The 17,669-nt window shown below is 64.7% G+C and carries 18 protein-coding genes and 1 pseudogene; 7 read left to right on the top strand and 12 right to left on the bottom strand.

The genetic code is table 11. From position 1 onward, the window contains the following. Window positions 1-32 precede the first annotated feature (32 nt). The 4 genes from QTA58_RS13905 to QTA58_RS13890 form a co-directional block, all read right to left on the bottom strand. A complete protein-coding gene (locus tag QTA58_RS13905) occupies window positions 33-275 on the bottom strand; it encodes a hypothetical protein (protein ID WP_289669306.1) in 243 nt (80 codons plus the stop codon). 21 nt (window positions 276-296) lie between these two features. Beyond that, window positions 297-497, bottom strand: a complete 201-nt coding sequence (locus QTA58_RS13900; protein WP_085420423.1) for a hypothetical protein — start codon at window positions 495-497, stop codon at window positions 297-299. A 47-nt stretch (window positions 498-544) separates the two neighbouring features. Then, window positions 545-814 carry a hypothetical protein gene (locus QTA58_RS13895; RefSeq protein ID WP_085420424.1) on the bottom strand — a complete coding sequence of 90 codons (270 nt, stop codon included), beginning with the start codon at window positions 812-814 and terminating at the stop codon, window positions 545-547. Window positions 815-1,042: 228 nt separating this feature from the next. Further along, on the bottom strand, window positions 1,043-1,606 hold the full coding sequence (locus QTA58_RS13890; RefSeq protein ID WP_289669305.1) for an XRE family transcriptional regulator: 564 nt from the start codon (window positions 1,604-1,606) through the stop codon (window positions 1,043-1,045). A gap of 90 nt (window positions 1,607-1,696) precedes the next feature. On the opposite strand from QTA58_RS13890, the gene QTA58_RS13885 reads away from it, so the two are divergent. Both QTA58_RS13885 and QTA58_RS13880 read left to right on the top strand, forming a co-directional pair. Beyond that, complete coding sequence (locus QTA58_RS13885) at window positions 1,697-3,058, top strand: LLM class flavin-dependent oxidoreductase (protein ID WP_289669304.1); 1,362 nt, start codon at window positions 1,697-1,699, stop codon at window positions 3,056-3,058. 217 nt (window positions 3,059-3,275) lie between these two features. After that, a complete protein-coding gene (locus QTA58_RS13880) occupies window positions 3,276-4,505 on the top strand; it encodes an MFS transporter (RefSeq protein ID WP_289669303.1) in 1,230 nt (409 codons plus the stop codon). Window positions 4,506-4,519: 14 nt separating this feature from the next. On the opposite strand, the gene QTA58_RS13875 is transcribed toward QTA58_RS13880, so the two are convergent. The 5 genes and pseudogenes from QTA58_RS13875 to QTA58_RS13855 all read right to left on the bottom strand — a co-directional run bounded on the left by QTA58_RS13875 (window position 4,520) and on the right by QTA58_RS13855 (window position 9,297). Next, the gene (locus tag QTA58_RS13875; protein ID WP_289669302.1) at window positions 4,520-6,040 is read right to left on the bottom strand and encodes a globin-coupled sensor protein; all 1,521 of its coding nucleotides are present in this window, start codon (window positions 6,038-6,040) and stop codon (window positions 4,520-4,522) included. A 125-nt stretch (window positions 6,041-6,165) separates the two neighbouring features. Further along, window positions 6,166-6,981, bottom strand: coding sequence for an ABC transporter permease subunit (locus tag QTA58_RS13870; RefSeq protein WP_085420429.1), 816 nt, complete (start codon window positions 6,979-6,981; stop codon window positions 6,166-6,168). 4 nt (window positions 6,982-6,985) lie between these two features. Beyond that, on the bottom strand, window positions 6,986-7,699 hold the full coding sequence (locus tag QTA58_RS13865; protein WP_289669301.1) for an ABC transporter permease: 714 nt from the start codon (window positions 7,697-7,699) through the stop codon (window positions 6,986-6,988). 16 nt (window positions 7,700-7,715) lie between these two features. After that, window positions 7,716-8,495 (bottom strand): annotated as a pseudogene (locus QTA58_RS13860) (transporter substrate-binding domain-containing protein). 28 nt (window positions 8,496-8,523) lie between these two features. Next, complete coding sequence (locus QTA58_RS13855; protein ID WP_289669300.1) at window positions 8,524-9,297, bottom strand: ATP-binding cassette domain-containing protein; 774 nt, start codon at window positions 9,295-9,297, stop codon at window positions 8,524-8,526. Window positions 9,298-9,588: 291 nt separating this feature from the next. On the opposite strand from QTA58_RS13855, the gene QTA58_RS13850 reads away from it, so the two are divergent. The 3 genes from QTA58_RS13850 to QTA58_RS13840 are packed head-to-tail and all read left to right on the top strand — an operon-like array spanning window position 9,589 to window position 13,054. Then, window positions 9,589-10,230 carry a TetR family transcriptional regulator C-terminal domain-containing protein gene (locus QTA58_RS13850; RefSeq protein WP_085420798.1) on the top strand — a complete coding sequence of 214 codons (642 nt, stop codon included), beginning with the start codon at window positions 9,589-9,591 and terminating at the stop codon, window positions 10,228-10,230. A 15-nt stretch (window positions 10,231-10,245) separates the two neighbouring features. Further along, window positions 10,246-11,448: a pyridoxal phosphate-dependent aminotransferase gene (locus QTA58_RS13845; RefSeq protein ID WP_289669299.1), complete on the top strand. Its 1,203-nt coding sequence runs from the start codon at window positions 10,246-10,248 to the stop codon at window positions 11,446-11,448. Then, the gene (locus QTA58_RS13840) at window positions 11,438-13,054 is read left to right on the top strand and encodes a 5-guanidino-2-oxopentanoate decarboxylase (RefSeq protein ID WP_289669298.1); all 1,617 of its coding nucleotides are present in this window, start codon (window positions 11,438-11,440) and stop codon (window positions 13,052-13,054) included. Before QTA58_RS13845 ends, QTA58_RS13840 begins: the two co-directional genes overlap by 11 nt. A gap of 15 nt (window positions 13,055-13,069) precedes the next feature. Here QTA58_RS13840 and QTA58_RS13835 read toward each other — a convergent pair whose 3' ends face one another. The 3 genes from QTA58_RS13835 to QTA58_RS13825 all read right to left on the bottom strand — a co-directional run bounded on the left by QTA58_RS13835 (window position 13,070) and on the right by QTA58_RS13825 (window position 15,970). After that, window positions 13,070-13,351 carry a hypothetical protein gene (locus QTA58_RS13835; protein WP_085420434.1) on the bottom strand — a complete coding sequence of 94 codons (282 nt, stop codon included), beginning with the start codon at window positions 13,349-13,351 and terminating at the stop codon, window positions 13,070-13,072. 138 nt (window positions 13,352-13,489) lie between these two features. Next, window positions 13,490-14,770, bottom strand: a complete 1,281-nt coding sequence (locus QTA58_RS13830; RefSeq protein WP_289669297.1) for a DUF763 domain-containing protein — start codon at window positions 14,768-14,770, stop codon at window positions 13,490-13,492. A 27-nt stretch (window positions 14,771-14,797) separates the two neighbouring features. Further along, window positions 14,798-15,970: an aminotransferase gene (locus tag QTA58_RS13825; RefSeq protein WP_289669296.1), complete on the bottom strand. Its 1,173-nt coding sequence runs from the start codon at window positions 15,968-15,970 to the stop codon at window positions 14,798-14,800. Window positions 15,971-16,059: 89 nt separating this feature from the next. Between QTA58_RS13825 and QTA58_RS13820 the strand changes: the two genes are divergently transcribed. Next, window positions 16,060-16,722 (top strand): sulfite oxidase-like oxidoreductase, encoded by a 663-nt coding sequence (locus tag QTA58_RS13820; RefSeq protein ID WP_289669295.1) that lies wholly within the window; start codon window positions 16,060-16,062, stop codon window positions 16,720-16,722. A 228-nt stretch (window positions 16,723-16,950) separates the two neighbouring features. Further along, a complete protein-coding gene (locus QTA58_RS13815; protein WP_289669294.1) occupies window positions 16,951-17,601 on the top strand; it encodes a LysE family translocator in 651 nt (216 codons plus the stop codon). Window positions 17,602-17,669: the final 68 nt, after the last annotated feature.

Below are 17,669 nucleotides of genomic sequence, written 5' to 3'. Positions count from 1 at the left end.
GGGGATGCAGGTTCGGTTCCCTGCACCGACCGTTACGTGCCGCTGCCCTTGTGGTGTTCGCTCTCCTGGTTGCGGCCGCGGACGATGGACGGATCGTCGTTCATGGAGCGATCCGCGGCGCGCATGTCCAGATCGTCGCCGCGCCGGAAGGCTTCGCGGGCCGCCTCGCTGCGATGGAGATCGGCGCTTGCGTCGAAATCCCTGCCCGCATTGGCGGTGTTCTCCCGCTTCTCGATGATGTTGCGCTGCTGCTGATGGGTCTTCTTGCCCTGCATGATCGTTTCTCCTTGAGCCGGTTACTTGTTGGCACGGCCGCGCTGGTTGGGATTGACGCCGCCGAAACGGGTCGCATCATTGGCGACATCGCCTTCTTCGGTGTTCTCGCCGGCGATTTCCTCGTTGCCGGTGGCGCGGTTCAACCCCTTGGACTGGCCGATGCCGGGATCGTTTTTCAGATCGGCATCGCTCGGCTCTTTCGGCTTGAAATGTTTGGACATGACCGTCCTCCTTTCATGCGCTCGGCCGCGGCCAGGAGCCGCAGGCCTCAGTGCTTCGTGCGGGACACGAACTTGTTGAAGCGGCTGGTTTTTCCCGCCTCCGTCTCGTCCTGGTAGAGGAAAGAAAGCTTGTTCTCGTCGAAGATCGCGAAGAAATCGTCCCATCCGATCTCTTCGAGCGCCTCTTCCGGCTTGCCGAAATCGACCCGCAGGATGCCTCCCTCGCGGGCGCCTTTGACGCGGGCCGGATGGCCTCCGCGCTCCTCGATCCACTGCCGGATTTCGTTGTGATTCGTCGTTTCAACGGCCTTGCTCATGGCATCGGTTCTCCCTGTTGTCCGATTGCAGAACCGGCGCCATGGACGATTGTTCCGTTCGCGAGGCAGGCAATCGGAAGGGTAAGCGGAACAAAACTCACGACTGTGTGTTCACGCCGTGTCGGACGCCGAACCTCCACGCGGCCGACAGCGTCATAAGTACCCCTCCCCAACTGACGCTTCCCTTCACGGGAAGCGTCTTTTTCCCCGTATGGACGCAATTGACCTTCAGCGTCTCGTCAGCGCGACCACGTAGCGGGCCGGCTCCCGGCCCGGATTGAAGAAGACGCAATCGGCCGGCGGGCCGAGCAGAAGGCAGTCGCCCTCCGTCAGGTGATGCAGGGTTGGGCCTTCCTGGAAATCGAGCCGGCCCGAGAGCACCCAGATCTGCTGATGCTGGAAGGCGAAGGCCGAGGCCGGATAGGGCACGCGCACGCCGGGCGGCAACGAGACTTCCAGAAGTTCCAGCAAGGCGTTCGGCGGCGATACGGCACGTCGGGTATAGCCGGTTTCCGGATCGGTCCAAACCGGCTGTTCCGCATGGGGAGCGACGCGCTGCTCAGCCCGCTCCGCCAGCGCCAGGAGCACCGACAGCGGCAGGCCGAAGGCGCCGGAAAGACGGCCGAGCACGGTCGCGGTCGGGCTCGCCTCGCCGCGCTCGATCTTGCTGATCATCGCCTTCGAGACGCCGGAACGTTCCGCAAGCTCGGCCAGCGACCAGCCGCGCGCCTCCCGCTCGACCTTCAGCCGCATGGCGATCGCCTGGACCGGGTCCTTCTCCGCCTGCTGCAAGATGCTTGCCTTTCGCCGATCGTCTTCTATAGTGGACAAACGAATCCTATAAGAGACGAGCGCGGTTCGCAACGAAAAACAGGGAAGAGCATGGCGCGCGAAATCCGGTTCAACGCTTTCGACATGAACTGCGTCGGGCATATCCAGCAGGGGCTCTGGACGCATCCGCGCGACCAATCGCATCGTTATGCCGAGCTGCGCTACTGGACGGAGTATGCGAAGAGGCTGGAGGCCGGCCTGTTCGACGGCATCTTCCTCGCCGATGTCGTCGGCATCAACGACGTCTATGGCGGCGGCGATGCGGCGGCACTCAGAGGCGCGGTGCAGGTTCCCGTCAACGATCCCATGATGCTGGTGCCCGCCATGGCGGCGGTGACCGAGCACCTCTCCTTCGGCATCACGTCGAACCTCACCTACGAGCCGCCCTTCCTCTTCGCGCGGCGCATGTCGACGCTCGATCATCTGACCAACGGCCGGATCGGCTGGAACATCGTCACTGGCTATCTCGACAGCGCCGCCAAGGCGATCGGCCTCGACACGCAAGCCGCCCATGACGACCGCTACGATCTGGCGGACGAGTACATGGAAGTCATGTACCGGCTATGGGAGGGGAGCTGGGAGGACGATGCGACCGTCTTCGACCGGGAAAAGCGGATCTATGCCGATCCCTCAAAGGTCCATAAGATCCGGCATCACGGCAGGCAGTACCGGATCGACACCGTCCATCTCTGCGAACCGTCGCCGCAGCGCACGCCCGTCCTCTATCAGGCCGGCTCATCGACCCGCGGGCGGCAGTTCGCCGCGACCCATGCGGAATGCGTCTTCGTCAACGGCCAGAAGATCGAGGGCGTGAAGGGCATCGTCGACGATATCCGCGCCCGTGCCGGGGAATACGGCCGGCAGGCGGACGATGTGAAGGTCTTCGTCGGCGCGACGATCGTCACCGGCCGCACGGAGAAAGAGGCGCGCGAAAAATTCGAGGATTACCGCGCCCATGCGAGCACGGAAGGTGCGCTCGTCCATGCCGCCGCCTCCCTCGGCATCGATTTTGCGAAATACGATCTCGACGAACCGATCGAGACCGGCAGGAGCGCGGCGATCGTCTCAAATGTCGAAGCGATGACCCGCACCGCCGGACCGCAATGGACAAAGCGCAAGCTGCTCGAACAGATGGTGCTCGGCAGCCGTCAGGCACCGATGGTGGGCTCCGCCGAACAGATCGCCGACAGGCTCGTCACGTGGATGGACGAGGCCGGCGTCGACGGCTTCAACCTGTCGCGCACCGTCGTGCCGGAATGTTTCGACGACATCATCGGGCTGGTGATCCCGATTTTGCAGGAGCGCGGCCTCTACAAGACGGATTACCGTGAAGGCACTTTCCGCGAAAAACTCTTCGGATCGCCGCGCCTGCCGGACCGGCACGTCGCCGCTGGATATCGGGCTGCAGGATGAACAACATACACGGCGCTTTGCTTGGCACCCCCCTCTGCCCTGCCGGGCATCTCCCCCACAAGGGGGGAGATCGGCAAGAAGTACCGGCTTCCCAAATCATTAGCGGTGTTGAACCTGGCTCCGGCGATCTCGAACCTGGGTTGGGAGCGAGAGCCCGCTACTATCCGATCTCCCCCCTTGTGGGGGAGATGCCCGGCAGGGCAGAGGGGGGTGAAGGATGACGGCGTCGCCGGAATCAAAGGCTGAAGGCCGTTGGCGCATGCTGGCGCTCCTCTGCCTCGCGGTCGTGCTCTCCTTCTCGACCTGGTTTTCGGCAAACGCCATCGCGCCGGAATTGAAGCGCATCTGGTCGCTGTCAGAAGGCAGCGCCGCCTGGCTGACCAACGGCGTGCAGATCGGCTTCGTCGTCGGGGCGCTGTCGGCGAGCCTCTTCAACCTGCCGGACCTCATCCGCATGAACCGGCTGATGGCGGGCTCCGCCCTGCTTGCCGGGCTTTCCAATGCCGTGATGCTGCTGGAGCCCGGACCGGCCGGCGCCGTCTTCTGCCGCATGGTCACGGGCTTTGCGCTTGCGGGCGTCTATCCGCCGGCGCTGAAGCTCGTTTCCACCTGGTTCGTTTCCGGCCGCGGCCTGGCCTTGGCCGGCGTCATCGGCGCCATCACCGCCGGTTCCTCGCTGCCGCATCTTTTCCGCGGCATGTCGTCCGCCGTCGACTGGCACGCCGTCGTCGCTCTTTCAAGCGGCGCCTCGCTGATCGGCGCCGTCGTTTTCCTGCTCTTCACCCGCGAAGGCCCCTACCCGTTCGGCAAGGCGCTGTTCGATCCGCGCCAGATCGGCCGGGTGCTGAAGGATCGCAACCTGCTGCTCGTCAACGGCGGCTATCTCGGCCACATGTGGGAACTCTATGCCATGTGGGCCTGGCTGCTCGCCTATCTGACGGCCGCGCTCGCCGACGGCGGAACCGGCATCAGCAGCGAGGCCTCGCTGCTCACCTTCGTCGCCGTCGCCTCCGGCGTCGTCGGCTGTTTCGGCGGCGGCATCCTCTCCGACCGTTTCGGCCGCACGGCCACCACCGCCGGCCTGATGATCGTCTCCGGTGCCTGCGCGCTCACGATCGGCTTCGTCTTCGACGGCCCCTTCTGGCTGCTGACGCTGGTGGTCGTCGTCTGGGGCATTTCGATCATCGGGGATTCGGCGCAGTTCTCCGCCGCGGTCACCGAACTTGCCGACCGCAGTTATATCGGCACGGCGCTTTCCCTGCAGATGGGCATGGGCTTTGCGCTGACCATCTTCATGATCTGGCTGATGCCGCATCTGGCGGAATTGCTCGGCGGCTGGCGCTGGACCTTCGTCCTGCTCGCCGTCGGTCCGATCTTCGGTGCCGTCTCCATGCTGATCCTGCGCGGCAGGCCGGATGCCGTCCGGCTTGCCGGAGGCCGCCGCTGATCAGGCGCCGTTGATCAGGCAACCAGGCGGCGGTTTTCCCCCTCCCGCGCCTGCCGGTCGCGCGCCAGGCGTTCGGCACTGCGGGTCTTGAAGCCGCGCAGCGCCGTCACCAGCCGTTCCACGGCATCGCGGAGATCCGAGGTCTGCTGCGACGTCTCCAGGACCATGGAGGAATTGTCCTGCGTGATCGTGTCCATGCGGGTCAGCGCGCCGCTGACCTCCTTGAGGCCGCTGGACTGATTGGCGGCTTCGCCTGCGATCGTCTTGACGATCGTGTTGATGTCGTCGATCCGGTCGGTGATCTGGCTGAGCGCCGCGCCGGCGTTGTTGACGAGGTCGACACCCGCCTGAACCTGCCGGGAACTGTCCGAAATCAGGTCCTTGATCTCCTTGGCGGCATCGGCGCAGCGCTGCGCGAGCGCCCGCACTTCCTGCGCCACCACGGCGAAACCGCGGCCGGCCTCGCCCGCGCGGGCCGCCTCGACGCCGGCATTCAGCGCCAGCAGGTTGGTCTGGAAAGCGATCTCGTCGATGACCCCGATGATCTTGGAAATCTCGTCCGACGAGCGCTCGATCTCGCCCATTGCCGAAACCGCCTGCTTGACGACCGGGCCGGAGGCCCGCGCTTCGGAAAGCGCCACGTCGACCGCGGCCGCCGCCTTGCTGGCGCCGTCGGCGGTGCCGGACACGCTTTGGGTCAGCTGAAGCAGCGTCGCAGAGCTTTCTTCCAGCCCCTGCGCCTGCTCTTCCGTGCGCTGCGCCAGGTCTCTTGAAGCCTGTGAGATGGCGTTCGTGCTGGTGAGAATTTCCTCGCCGGCATGGCGGACGGTCGCCATCGTCAGACGCAGCTTCTCGGCGCTGTCGTTGTAATCCTTGACCATACGGGCGAAGTTGGCCGGCAGATCGTGGGAAAGCCGGGTTTCCAGATCGCCGGTCGCAAGTCCCCTGAGGACGTCGTCGAGAGCCTCGAGCGCGACTTCCTGCTCCTGATCGGCGGCGCGCTTCGCTTCTTGCGCACGGCGGCGTTCTTCCGCCTGGATGTCCAGATAGACGGAGATCGAATAGTCCATGTCGAGCATCGCCGCCTTGACGAGCGCGCTGATTTCCTTGGCGAGCTTCTCGGAATTGCTGCGGCCGAAGCGGGACGGCCGGCTCGCCGCCATCACCGCATGGATGAGCTGCTCCAGAACGATCGCGTAGCCGCCGATATACCAGCGCGGATCGAGACCGATATGGGCATGCGCCGCCCCCACGGCCCGCACGCCTTCGACATAGCGCTCGTCGTAATTGGCTTCGCCGACGACGGCCCAATGGCTCGTCTGGCGCCTCTTGGCCCCTTCCATATGGGACTGGCTGGAAAAGAAGCCGGCGGTATCCGGCGTCGATTGAATTTTCTTGTAAAGGGCGCCGAGCGCCGCTGGAAGACCGGCGTTGATGACGGGAGCCAGGCGGCGAAGCGCGGCGCGTGCCTCCTGGTCCAGGCCGACGAAATCCAGGCGCTTCTGCAATTCACGTTTTTCTTCAGCCGACGACATTCAAAGCCCCCAAATCCGCCGCGTCCGCACCCCGAGCGGGGCGTTCCACGTCCATATTGTGAATCTTAAGGTATAAGATCCCTTAATAAGGCGCCCTGAGAAGTAATAGATTGTCGGAATCTCCGTCAGGCGCCGCGGGCGGGAATGCGGTTTTCCAGCAGACGGAAGCCGGCCACCAGAATGCCCGTCAGGCAGAGATAGATCAGCGCCAGCAGCAGCAGCGGTTCGTAGGTCAGGAAGGTATCCTGCCTCACGCGCGAGATCACCGCATAGACGTCGATGACGGTGATGGTTGCCACAAGCGGCGTGGATTTCAGTTGCAGCACGGTTTCGCCGGCAAGCGTCGGCAGCGCCCGGTGCACGGCTCTCGGCAGCCAGATGCGGCGGAACATCGTGAAACGGCTCATGCCGAAGGCGCGCGCCGCCTCCAGTTCGCCCCGCGGCACGCCGGCAAAGGCGCCGCGCATCACCTCGCCCTCGTAGGCCGCAAACGAGATCATCAGCGCCGTGAAGCCGTAGGGCCAGGCCTGCCGCAGATAGGGCCATAGGAAGGAGGAGCGGATCTCCGGATATTGGGAGAAGAGCGAACCGAGCCCATAATAGAGAAGCCAGAGCTGCAGGAGCAGCGGCGTGCCCCGGATGATCGTGCAGAAGATCCTGGCGAGCCAGGCGAGCGGCCACGGACCGGTGACCTGCACGAGACCGATCGGCACGGCGAGCAGGAAACCGATCCCCGCCGTGCAGAACAGCATGAGGAGCGTCTGCCAGACGCCGTAGGCGAGCCGGCCGCCATAGCGCGGCAGCCAGTCCCAGCGCATGAAGCATATGGCGCAGAAGACGATGACGAGGAAGACCGCCATCAGGAACAGCCGGTGCGGCTCGAAAAGGCTGCGCGCCTTGGGCGGGATATAGGCCGGCAGAGCGGAAGTCTCTTCGCTCATGACGTCACACCGTGCGGGGCATGCCGCGCCGGGCATGCCGTTCGATGAAGCCGATGACGATGTTCGACATCAGCGTCACCAGGAGATAGAGAACGCCCGCCGCGAGATAGAAGGTCATGTAGGCCTTGGTGGAACCGGCCGCCTGGCGGGTGACGAGCGTCAGTTCGCTGAAGCCGACGACGGCAAGCAGCGCCGTATCCTTGGTGGCGATCAGCCAGAGATTGGAGAGGCCGGGAATGGCGTAAGGCAGCATGGCCGGCAGGATCACGCGGCGCAAAGCGAGGAACGGCGGCATGCCGTAGGCGCGCGCCGCCTCGATCTGCCCCGCCGGCACCGCCTTGATCGCGCCCCGCAGCACTTCGGTGGAATAGGCGCCCTGCACCACCCCGATCACGAAGATGCCGGCTGCGAGTCCGCTGATATCGACCGCCGGAAAGCCCAGCAGCAGCAGGATCTGGTTCACGGCATCCGTGCCGGCATAATAAAGAAGCAGGATCAGCACCAGTTCCGGCACGGCGCGGATCAGCGTCGTGTAGACTTCCAGCAGGTCGCGCAGGATCGGCCCGCCGTAAAGCTTGCCGCAGGCGCCGCCGATCCCGATCACGAGGCCAAGCAGATAGCCGCCGACGGCAAGTTGCAGGGAGGCCGCGAGCCCCGCGAGCAGCACACCGCCCCAGCCGGGCGGCGAAAGCGACAGGAGTTCAAGACCGGACGGCATGCCGGTTCAAGGTCCGTCAACCGCCGTAGATGTCGAAGTCGAAATACTTCTTGGAGAACGTGTCGTAGGTGCCGTTGGCGCGGATCGCCTTGATCGCCGCGTTGACCTTGTCCTTGAGTTCGGTCTCGCCCTTGCGCAGGCCGACGCCGATGCCGGCGCCGAGAACCGCCGGATCGTCCTCCACATTGCCCTTGAGGTCGCAGCAGGCACCCGCATCGGACTTCAGGAAGGCGTCGAGCGCGATCGCGTCCGCCTGCACCGCATCGATGCGGCCGGCGGCGAGATCCTGGTTCGCCTCGTCCTGCGTCTGGTATTCCTTGATCTCGGCGGCGACCGGGCCGAAATGTTTCGTCGCATATTCCTAATGCACGGTGGACACCTGCACGCCGATGATCTTGCCCTTGAGGCCTTCCGGCGTCGCGTCGAACTTTTCCGACTTCGGACCGACGATGCCGGTCGGGGTGTTGTAATATTTGTCGGAGAAATCGATCGTCTTCAGGCGTTCCTCGGTGATCGACATGGAGCCGACGATCATGTCGATCTTCTTCGAGGTCAGCGCCGGAATGATGCCGTCCCAGGCGATCGGCGTGGGGACGCATTGAAGCTTGGCCTCGGCGCACATCGCTTCCATGAAATCGATCTCCCAGCCCACCCATTTGCCGCTCGCATCCGGAGAGGTGAAAGGCGGATAGGGCTCGGCCGCGAAGCCGACCTTCACCTCCTGCGCCTGAGCCGCGCCGAAGGCAACGGTTCCGAGAACGACCGCCGCCGCGATGGCCTTGATGACATTTTGCATGATCTTTCCCCTTTTTCCGTTGTTTTGGTTAGTGGATCGAGCTGATGAATTTTTTGAGCCGCTCGGATTCCGGAGCTCCGAAGATCCGATCCGGAGGCCCCTGTTCCTCGATGACGCCGTTGTGCAGGAAGACGACGTGGTTCGAGACCTCGCGGGCGAACTTCATCTCGTGGGTGACGAGGATCATCGTGCGTTTTTCGCGCGCCAGGCCGCCGATGACCGAGAGCACTTCGCCCACCAGTTCCGGATCGAGCGCCGAGGTCGGTTCGTCGAACAGCATGACGAGCGGCTGGATGGCCAGCGCCCGGGCGATCGCCGCGCGCTGCTGCTGGCCGCCCGACAGAAAGGCCGGATAGGCGTCGCGCTTCTCGTAGAGCCCGACGCGGCGCAGGAGCGCCTCGGCGATCTCCACCGCCTCGTCCTTCGGCGTTTTGAGCACATGCACCGGCACTTCGATGACGTTCTGCAGCACCGTCATGTGCTGCCAGAGATTGAAGCCCTGGAACACCAGGCCAAGCTGCGAACGGATGCGCTGCACCTGCCTGCGGTCGGCGGGCATCAGCCCGCCATGTCCGTCCTTCTTCATGGAAATCGTCTCGCCGTGAATGGCGATCGTGCCGGCGCTCGGCAGTTCCAGCATGTTGATGCAGCGCAGAAACGTGGATTTGCCGGAGCCGCTGCCGCCGATGATGGCGATCACGTCGCCCTGCCGGGCCGTCAGCGAGACGCCCTTCAGCACTTCCAGAGGACCGAAACGTTTATGCAGGTTCGAGACTTCTATGGCTTGCGCCGAATCCGTCATGGACACCGTCACCGCCGGCTCGGGTGAAGCCGGTCCGCACAATTGGCACTGTTCCCCCAGCTTATGATTTTTAAGGCGCGCGGCGCTGGTTCCGCTGCCCTGTTGAGAAGAAGTCTGGCACTTGTGCCGGAATTATTCAAGCGTATAATAAAACCAAATCCGAAAAAGAGCGGCATCAGCCCGCTTCGCTTTCCCGAAGGGATGATCCATGACCGCCTGCGGCTCAGAAGCCATGTCGACGCCCTTGCTGCATGTCCTGATGCACCGTCCGGGAAAGGTCCGCGGATGACGGTGAACCGGCGCAGCTACCATCGCGCCAGCGAGGCCGAACGGCGCGAGGACCTGATCGCCGCCACGCTCGACTGCATCGCGGAATTCGGCATCCAGGGCGCGACCGTCCGCCAGATCGCCACCCGCGCCGGCGTGACCGGCGGGCTGATCCGGCACTATTTCGCCGGCAAGGACCAGATGCTGCAGGCGGCCTACCGGAAGGTGATGACCGGCATGACGGAGACCGCGATAGCGGCAGCCATAGAGGGCGAGACGGCCAAGGCGAGGCTCCGCCGCTTCATCGTCGCCAACGTCACGCCGCCGGTCACCGATCCGCGCACCCTGTCGCTCTGGGCGGCCTTCATCAGCCATATCCAGATCGACCCGAGCTTCGCGGCCGTTCACCGCGAGAACTACCTGGCCTTCCTCGAAGCGCTGGAAACGCTGCTCACCGCTTTCTTCCGGGAAGAAAACCGGGCGGTGAGCCCGCAGGAATGCCGCCGTTACGCCGTCGCTCTGAACGCGCTGGTCGACGGACTGTGGCTTGAAGGAACCCTGGCGGCGGACATGTTCGCGGACAGGGAACTGGCGGAGAATGCGCTTCATTCCGTGGAGGCGCTGTTGCGCCTGGAGCCGGGCGGACTCTCGGCCGAAGAACGATAAGAAAAGGAAATACCAATGCGTTATGCCTCGATCACCGATCGCCTCGCCCATCTCGGCTCCGGCCGCTGGGCCCTTCATCTCACCGCCCGCCGCATGAAGGCGTCCGGCGAAGAGATCATCGAGCTGACGATCGGCGAACCGGACGTGGCTCCCGACAAGGCGCTGCTCGACGAGGCTGCGCGCGCCATGTATGCCGGCCGCACCCGCTATTCCAACGGCCGCGGCGAACCGTCGATCCTGGCAGCCCTGGTGGAGAAATATGCAAAGCGCCGCCCGGGCGTCACCGAGCGCAACTTCCTCTGTTTCCCCGGCACCCAGACCGCGCTTTACGGCGTCATGACCGGGCTCGTGGAGGCCGGCGACGGCGTGCTGGTCGGCGATCCGCTCTATGCGACCTACGAGGGCGTCATCGCCTCGACCGGCGCGCATATGATCCCCGTGCCGCTCCGCCCCGAGAAGAAGTTCCACCTGCAGGCCGACGATCTGGAACGGGCGATCACCCCGGAAGCGCGGGTGCTGCTCCTCAACACGCCGCACAACCCGACGGGCGCGGTTCTGACCGCCGCCGAGATTGCCCGTATCGGCGAGGTCTGCCGCCGCCACGACCTCTGGATCGTCTGCGACGAGGTCTACGAACAGCTGATCTTCGAAGGCACCGACTTCGCCTCGCCCTTCGACATGCCCGAACTCGCCGAACGCACGATCGTCGTCTCGTCGATCTCGAAATCGCATGCCGCACCCGGCTTCCGCAGCGGCTGGGCCGCCGGCCCGGAGGAGTTCTGCGAAAAGCTCCTGCCGGTCTCCGAGACCATGCTGTTCGGCGTGCAGCCCTTCATCTCCGATATGACGGCGATGGCGCTGTCGCAGCATTTCGACACTGCCGACGTGATGCGCGAGAACTATCGCCGCCGCGCCGCGATCGTCGAGAAGGCCTTTGCCGGCAGCAACCTCGTGAAGCCCATGCCGCCGGAAGGGGGCATGTTCATCCTGCTCGACGTGACGGCGACCGGGCTGAACGGCGAGGAATTCGCCTGGGAGCTCCTGCAGGAGGAGAAGGTCGCGGTGATGCCCGGCACCTCCTTCGGTGACCAGGCCGCGGGGTTCCTGCGCATCTCGCTGACCGTGCCGGAAGATGTCGTCGCGGCCGCCATGGGCCGCATCGCCGATCTCGCCGGCCGCATCGTCTCGCGCAGGGAGGCGCCCGTGCATGTCCGGTGAGCTGAAGACGGTCGGCGAAACGTTGATCGACCTTCTGGAGGTCAACGGCGTGGATGTCGTCTTCGGCATCCCCGGCGTCCATACCGTCGAGCTCTACCGCGGCCTCGCCGCCTCGAACATCCGCCACGTGACGCCGCGCCACGAACAGGGCGCCGGCTTCATGGCCGACGGTTACGCCCGGGTCAGCGGCAAGCCGGGCGTCTGCCTCGTCATCACCGGGCCGGGCCTCACCAACATCATCACCCCCATGGCGCAGGCCTATCAGGATTCCGTACCCATGCTGGTGATATCGGGCGTCAACGCCCGCGCCACGCTCGGCCATGGCCGCGGCCGGCTGCACGAACTGCCCGACCAGCGCGGCATGATCGCGACGCTGGCGCTGATGTCGCACACGCTGCATGAACCCGAAGACCTGGCGGACGTGATGGAACGGGCCTTCGCGATCCTGCGCTCCGGCCGGCCCGGGCCGGTGCATATCGAAATCCCGATCGACGTCATGTCAGCGAGGATCGAGGCCCCTCGCCTCCGGCATGCCGCCCCTCTCCGGCCTCGCGCCGACATGGGCACGATTAACGAAGCGGCTTCCCGCTGTCTCGCCGCGAAACGGCCGGTCATCCTCGTGGGCGGCGGCGGCGTGCCGGCCGCCGGGGACATCCGGACGCTTGCCGAGCGGCTCGATGCGCCGCTGGTGACGACCACCAACGCCCGCGGCGCCTTCGCCGGCCATCCGTTGTCCGTGCCGGCAAGCCCGAGCCTCAAATCCGTCCGCAAGCTGATCGCGGATGCCGATCTTGTGCTCGCCTTCGGCACCCAGATGGGCCAGACGGATTACGACATGTATGCGGATGGCGGCTTCCCCGAACTCCACAATCTCATCCGCATCGACATCGACGCCGCCCAGCTTGCCCGCGGCCCGCAAGCGGCGATTTCGATCCTCGCTTCGGCGGAAAATGCCGTGGCCGACCTGCTTGCCGCAATCGGCACAGGCAATCGGCCCGAGGCCGGGGGCGCAGCACGGGCGGAAGGAGTCCGCAGCGCGACGCTCGCCGAGCTGACGCCGAAGATGCGCGCCGAGATCGGCATTCTGGACAAGGTCCGCGACGCCCTGCCCGGCGCGATCATCGTCGGCGACAGCACGCAGGCCGTTTATGCCGGCAACCTCTATTACGAGGCAGGCCGGCCGCATGGCTGGTTCAATGCCGCGACGGGCTACGGCGCGCTCGGTTACGGCCCGCCCGCCGCCATCGGCGCCGCGATCGCCGAACCGGAAGCGCCGGTCGTCTGCCTCACCGGCGACGGCGGCCTTCAGTTCACGCTGGCCGAGATCGGCTCGGCCAGGGACGCCGGCGCCAACGTCATCTTCCTCGTCTGGAACAATGACGGTTACCAGGAGATCGAGACCTATATGGTCGAGAACGGCATCGAGCCGGAAGGCGTCAGACCCTCGGCCCCGGACTTCCTGAAGATCGCGGAAGCCTTCGGCCTGCCGGCGCAACGCCTCGCGCATGTGGACGAGCTGCCGGCGGCATTGCGGAAGTTCCGGCAGCACAAGGGTCCGTCGCTGATCGAAATCCATCAGACGAAAACGGCCGGCGCGACTGCCTGAACCGCATTGCGAGGATCAATGTCCGTCCTTGCGCCTCGTCTGGCGGCCGACGACATCGGCTTGAGTCTCGGTGTCGTAGGGCAAGTTCTGGCCGCCTGCGTCGCCCGCGTCGGCGACGCGGCCGCTCGTGTTGCCGGAACCTTCCGCATCCCAGACCTTCCGCGCCTTGTTGATCTCGGTCGTGGCCGGATCGGGTTGCTTGCGGATCGTGCTCTCGCCGGTGCCGGAACTCTTGGCGATGTTCGGCTGGCTGCTGCCGAAACGTTTGGCTTCCTGGTTGGCGTTGTTGCGTTCCATGAGGATCCTCCTTTGGGTCTCACGGAAAACCACCGGGAGGCCTGATCGTTCCCGGCTCACCCTCGCCGCTTCCGAGCCTCGTCCTTAGAGCGCCGTGCGTCCGAACGGACGCACAAAGGACGCTCTAACTTATTGAATCTACGCATCGTGCTTACCGAAAATCGATTCCGATTTTCGGGCCGATGCTGTAGGCGGCGGTTCGAAGCCGAAGACGCTGCGGCCGCCCCATTCATGCGAATGGCGGAACTCGCCCGCGACGATCTCCTTGAGGTCCGGACCGGTGACGTAGCGCTCGAGCCGCCGGGCCTGGTCGTCCAGCCGCTTCAGCGCCTGCAGCTCCTCCTCGCGGCCGAGCCTCGCCTTGCCGACCGCCGATTTCATCACCTTGATCGTCTCGTCGTAGACCTTGATCGGCACGGGAAACGGATGCCGGTCCTTGCCGCCATGGGCGAGCGAAAAACGCGCCGGATCGGAAAAACGGCACGGCGCGCCATGCACCACTTCCGCCACCATGGCGAGCGCCTTGACCGTGCGGGCGCCGACGCCCGGCATCAGCAGCAGGCTTTCGAAATCCTCCGGGCCGCGATCGGCCGCCGCCGCAAGCGTGCCGTGCAGCCGTTTCATGTTGACGTCCTCCTGGCGGACGTCGTGATGCGCCGGCATGATGAGATGCGGCAGCATGGGCTGTGCCGTATCTTTGGATTTCCGCGAAGGATCGAGCGCGATCACTTCGCGGACGATCCGGTCCGGCCCGAGCGATGCGAGCAGATCGAGCTGGCCCTTGCGGGAAGCGTCCGCCCGATGATCCGCGAGATTGACGATCTCGCCCTGCTTGCGGCCCTCGATCGCCGCATGCGGCGAGTCGACGAAACTGGTGATGCCATCCGAGAGCCAGTGATAGCGCCGCGCCTGCCGCTTGTCGCCGTTCATGCCCTGCTGCACGACGACCCATTTGCCGTCGTCGGTGACGATGAAGCCGTGCAGGTAGAGATCGAAACCATCCTGCACCGCGGCGCTGTCGACCTTCGCGACGAGCTTGCTGGTCTGTGCAAGCGCACCGCCGTCGATGCCGACGCGGTTGCCGATGGCGATCAATTCTTCCGGCGTCTTGCGGGAATTCTGCCCGCGCCCGCCGCAGACATGGATGCCGAGCTCGCCGGCAAGCGGCGTCAGTCCGCGTTTGAGCGCACCGATGACGCTGGTGGTGATGCCGGAGGAGTGCCAGTCCATGCCCATGACGCAGCCGAAAGACTGGAACCAGAAGGGGTGCGCGAGCCGCCTGAGCAGCTCGTCGCGGCCGTATTCGATGACGATCGCTTGCGTGATGATCGCGCCGAGTTTCGTCATGCGCTCGCCCAGCCACCGGGGAACCCGGCCGCCGTGAAGCGGGAGATCAGCGCTGCCTGCTCTTTGGACCATGATCCGCTTATATACGGAGGAACCCGATCAGGATAGAGAAAAGTTCTGCAAACGTTCTTCCAGAAGGCGGATCGTCGGCACGTCCGCATTGGCGAAGGCGAAGCGGAGGTAATCCTGCTGGCCCGCGCCGAAATAGGCGCCCGGAATGCAGGTGATGCCTGCCTGTTTGGCGAGCTTTTCCGCGACTTCCGCGGAGCTCCTGCCCGGGAAAGGGTGGCGCACGAACGCGAAATAGGCGCCGATCGCATCGAGCTTCCAGCCGTTGACCGAGCGCATCACCGCCTTCAGGGCGTCCGCCCGCCGGCCGATCTCTTGCCGGTTTTGCTCGCGCCAATCCGCCAGGAGCGGCAGTGCTCTTGCGACGGCCGCCTGAGCGGCACGCGGCGCGCAGATCTGCAGATTGTCCATGATCTTGGCGATCTGCTCCACGGCTTCGGCGCCCGCCGTGATCGCCCCCAGCCGGTGTCCCGGAATGCAGAAGGATTTGGAGAAGCTGTAAAGGCTGATCAGCGTCTCCTGCCAGCCGTCGAGGCCGAAGAGGGCGTGCGGGGCCGCACCGGCTTGCGGCATGAAATCGCGATAGGTCTCGTCGAGGATCAACCAGATGCCCTTCGACCGGCAGAGCTTGAAGACGGCTTCCAGAAGCGACGGCGGATAGATCGCGCCGGTCGGGTTGTTGGGGGAAACGAGCGCCAGCGCCCGCACGTCCGCCGTGATCGCCGCTTCCAGCCCGACGAGATCCGGCAGAAAGCCGTTTTCCGCCGCGCAGGCCACGAAGGCGGTCTTGATGCCCATCATGGCAAGCGTGGTTTCGTGGTTGAAGTAGAAGGGCTCCGTCATCAGCACCGTATTGCCGGGACCGGCGACCGTCATCGCGGCGCAGACGAAGGCCTGATTGCAGCCGGAGGTGATGTGGATGTTCTCCACGCCGAGCGATGCGCCGTAAATTTCCGAGAGGTGTTCCGCATAGGCGCGGCGAAGCTCCGTCTCCCCCTCGATCGGCCCGTAGCCGGTGAAGGCTGTGGAAGATGCCGCCTCCCCGAGCAGTTTCAGCATGTCCGGATGGGCCGGATATCCCGGCACCGCCTGCGACAGGTCGATCAGCGGCCCTTTCGATCCGTCATAGGCGCGCCCCCAGGCTGCGACGGAGGGAACGGGCGGCGGCTCAAGCTTTTCGACGAGGGGATTGAAGGCGGGCATGATTGTTCCGGAACAGTCTTTTCAAAGACAGGCGATTGATTTGAACCCCTTGTTCATCAGATTATCGGGGGACGCAAGGAGAACCGCATATGGCCGACGACATTCCCCCCGAGGATTCGAAGCTTACCATCACCAAGCGGAAATGGGCGGAGCAGGGAAAATTCCTGACCGGACGCATCTCCAGGCCGCAAACCGAGCGGCTGCCGCCCGGCCAGCACCTGGTGAAGAACTGGCCGGTGCTCGACCTCGGCCAGCAGCCGCGGGTTTCGACCTCCCAGTGGAAGCTCAACGTGCGCGGCCTCGTCAACAATCCGAGGACCTTCGACTGGGCGGCTTTCCAGGCGCTGCCGCAGACCGAGATGCGCTCCGACATCCATTGCGTGACGACCTGGTCGCGCTACGACAACAACTGGAAGGGCGTTTCCACTCACGATTTCCTCGATGCCGTCGATCCGAAGGACGAGGCGGTGGCGGTGATGCTGACGAGCTATGACGGCTACACCACCAATCTCCTGCTGTCCGATTTCGCCTCGCCGGACGCGATCATCGTCTACGAATGGGAAGGCCAGCCGCTGACGGAAGAGCACGGCGGACCGGTGCGCCTCGTGGTGCCGCATCTCTATTTCTGGAAGAGCGCCAAATGGCTCCACCGGATCGAATTCCTCGACCGGGACCGCGCCGGCTTCTGGGAGCAAAACGGCTACCATATGCGGGGCGACCCGTGGGCCGAGGAGCGCTATTCGGAAGACTGACGGAACTCGACGGAGCCCCGCATCTGCCTGCCGGTACCTTCTCCATTGCCGGGGAGCAGAATTGCCGTGCCGGCCCGGCTGGCGGGATGCGGCGCATAACTGCAAGGAAAATTGCCAAGGAGTTCGGTCGCCAGGCTTTCGGCGATAACGCCGCAGGTCTGTCTCGCCTTGGACGCAGTCCGATGCTATTGCTATTGCTACAGCAACAGGAAACGGGGCAGGACAATCATGGATTTGGCAATTCCCAGCGCAACCAATCTCAGCCTGTTCGTCAGCGCCACGCTGGTGCTGCTTCTCGTGCCGGGACCGGCAGTCCTTTACATCTTCGCGCGTTCGGTCGAGCAGGGCCGTTCCGCCGGCCTCGTTTCGATCCTCGGCATCCACACGGCCACGCTTGTGCATGTCACCGCCGCCGCTGTGGGGCTGTCGGCACTCCTGGCGTCGTCCGCACTCGCCTTCAGCGTCGTGAAGTATGCCGGCGCGGCCTACCTGATCTGGCTTGGCCTCAAGAAGCTCTTCGGCCCGTCGGACATTCCAGGTGTCGAGGGCGGTTTACCGGCGCGCAGCCGCATGCGCCTCTTTCGCGAGGGCTTCATAGTCAACCTCCTCAACCCGAAGACAGCGCTGTTCTTCCTGGCTTTCCTGCCGCAATTCGTCGAGGTCGACCGTGGTCATGTGGCAATGCAGATCGCTTTTCTCGGAATTCTCTATACAGCGATCGGCGTTCTGACGGACAGCACCTATGCACTTGCCGCCGGCACGGCCGGCAACTGGCTGAAGCGCAGCCCCGTCTATCTGAAGGCTGAACGCTGGGTCAGCGGCTTCGTCTATATCGGCCTTGGCTTGACGGCCGCTTTTGCGGGCAATCAGAAGAAATAGGCCGTAGGTGACATCCCCATCCTAATTCCGAATATTTCTTCTCCCCCTACGCAGGGGGAGAAGATGGG

The organism is Neorhizobium sp. CSC1952 (assembly GCF_030378245.1).
Classification (GTDB): Bacteria; Pseudomonadota; Alphaproteobacteria; order Rhizobiales; family Rhizobiaceae; genus Neorhizobium; species Neorhizobium oryzae_A.
The sequence above is the reverse complement of the archived record's forward strand: the minus strand, read 5'-3'. Positions and strand labels throughout refer to the sequence as shown.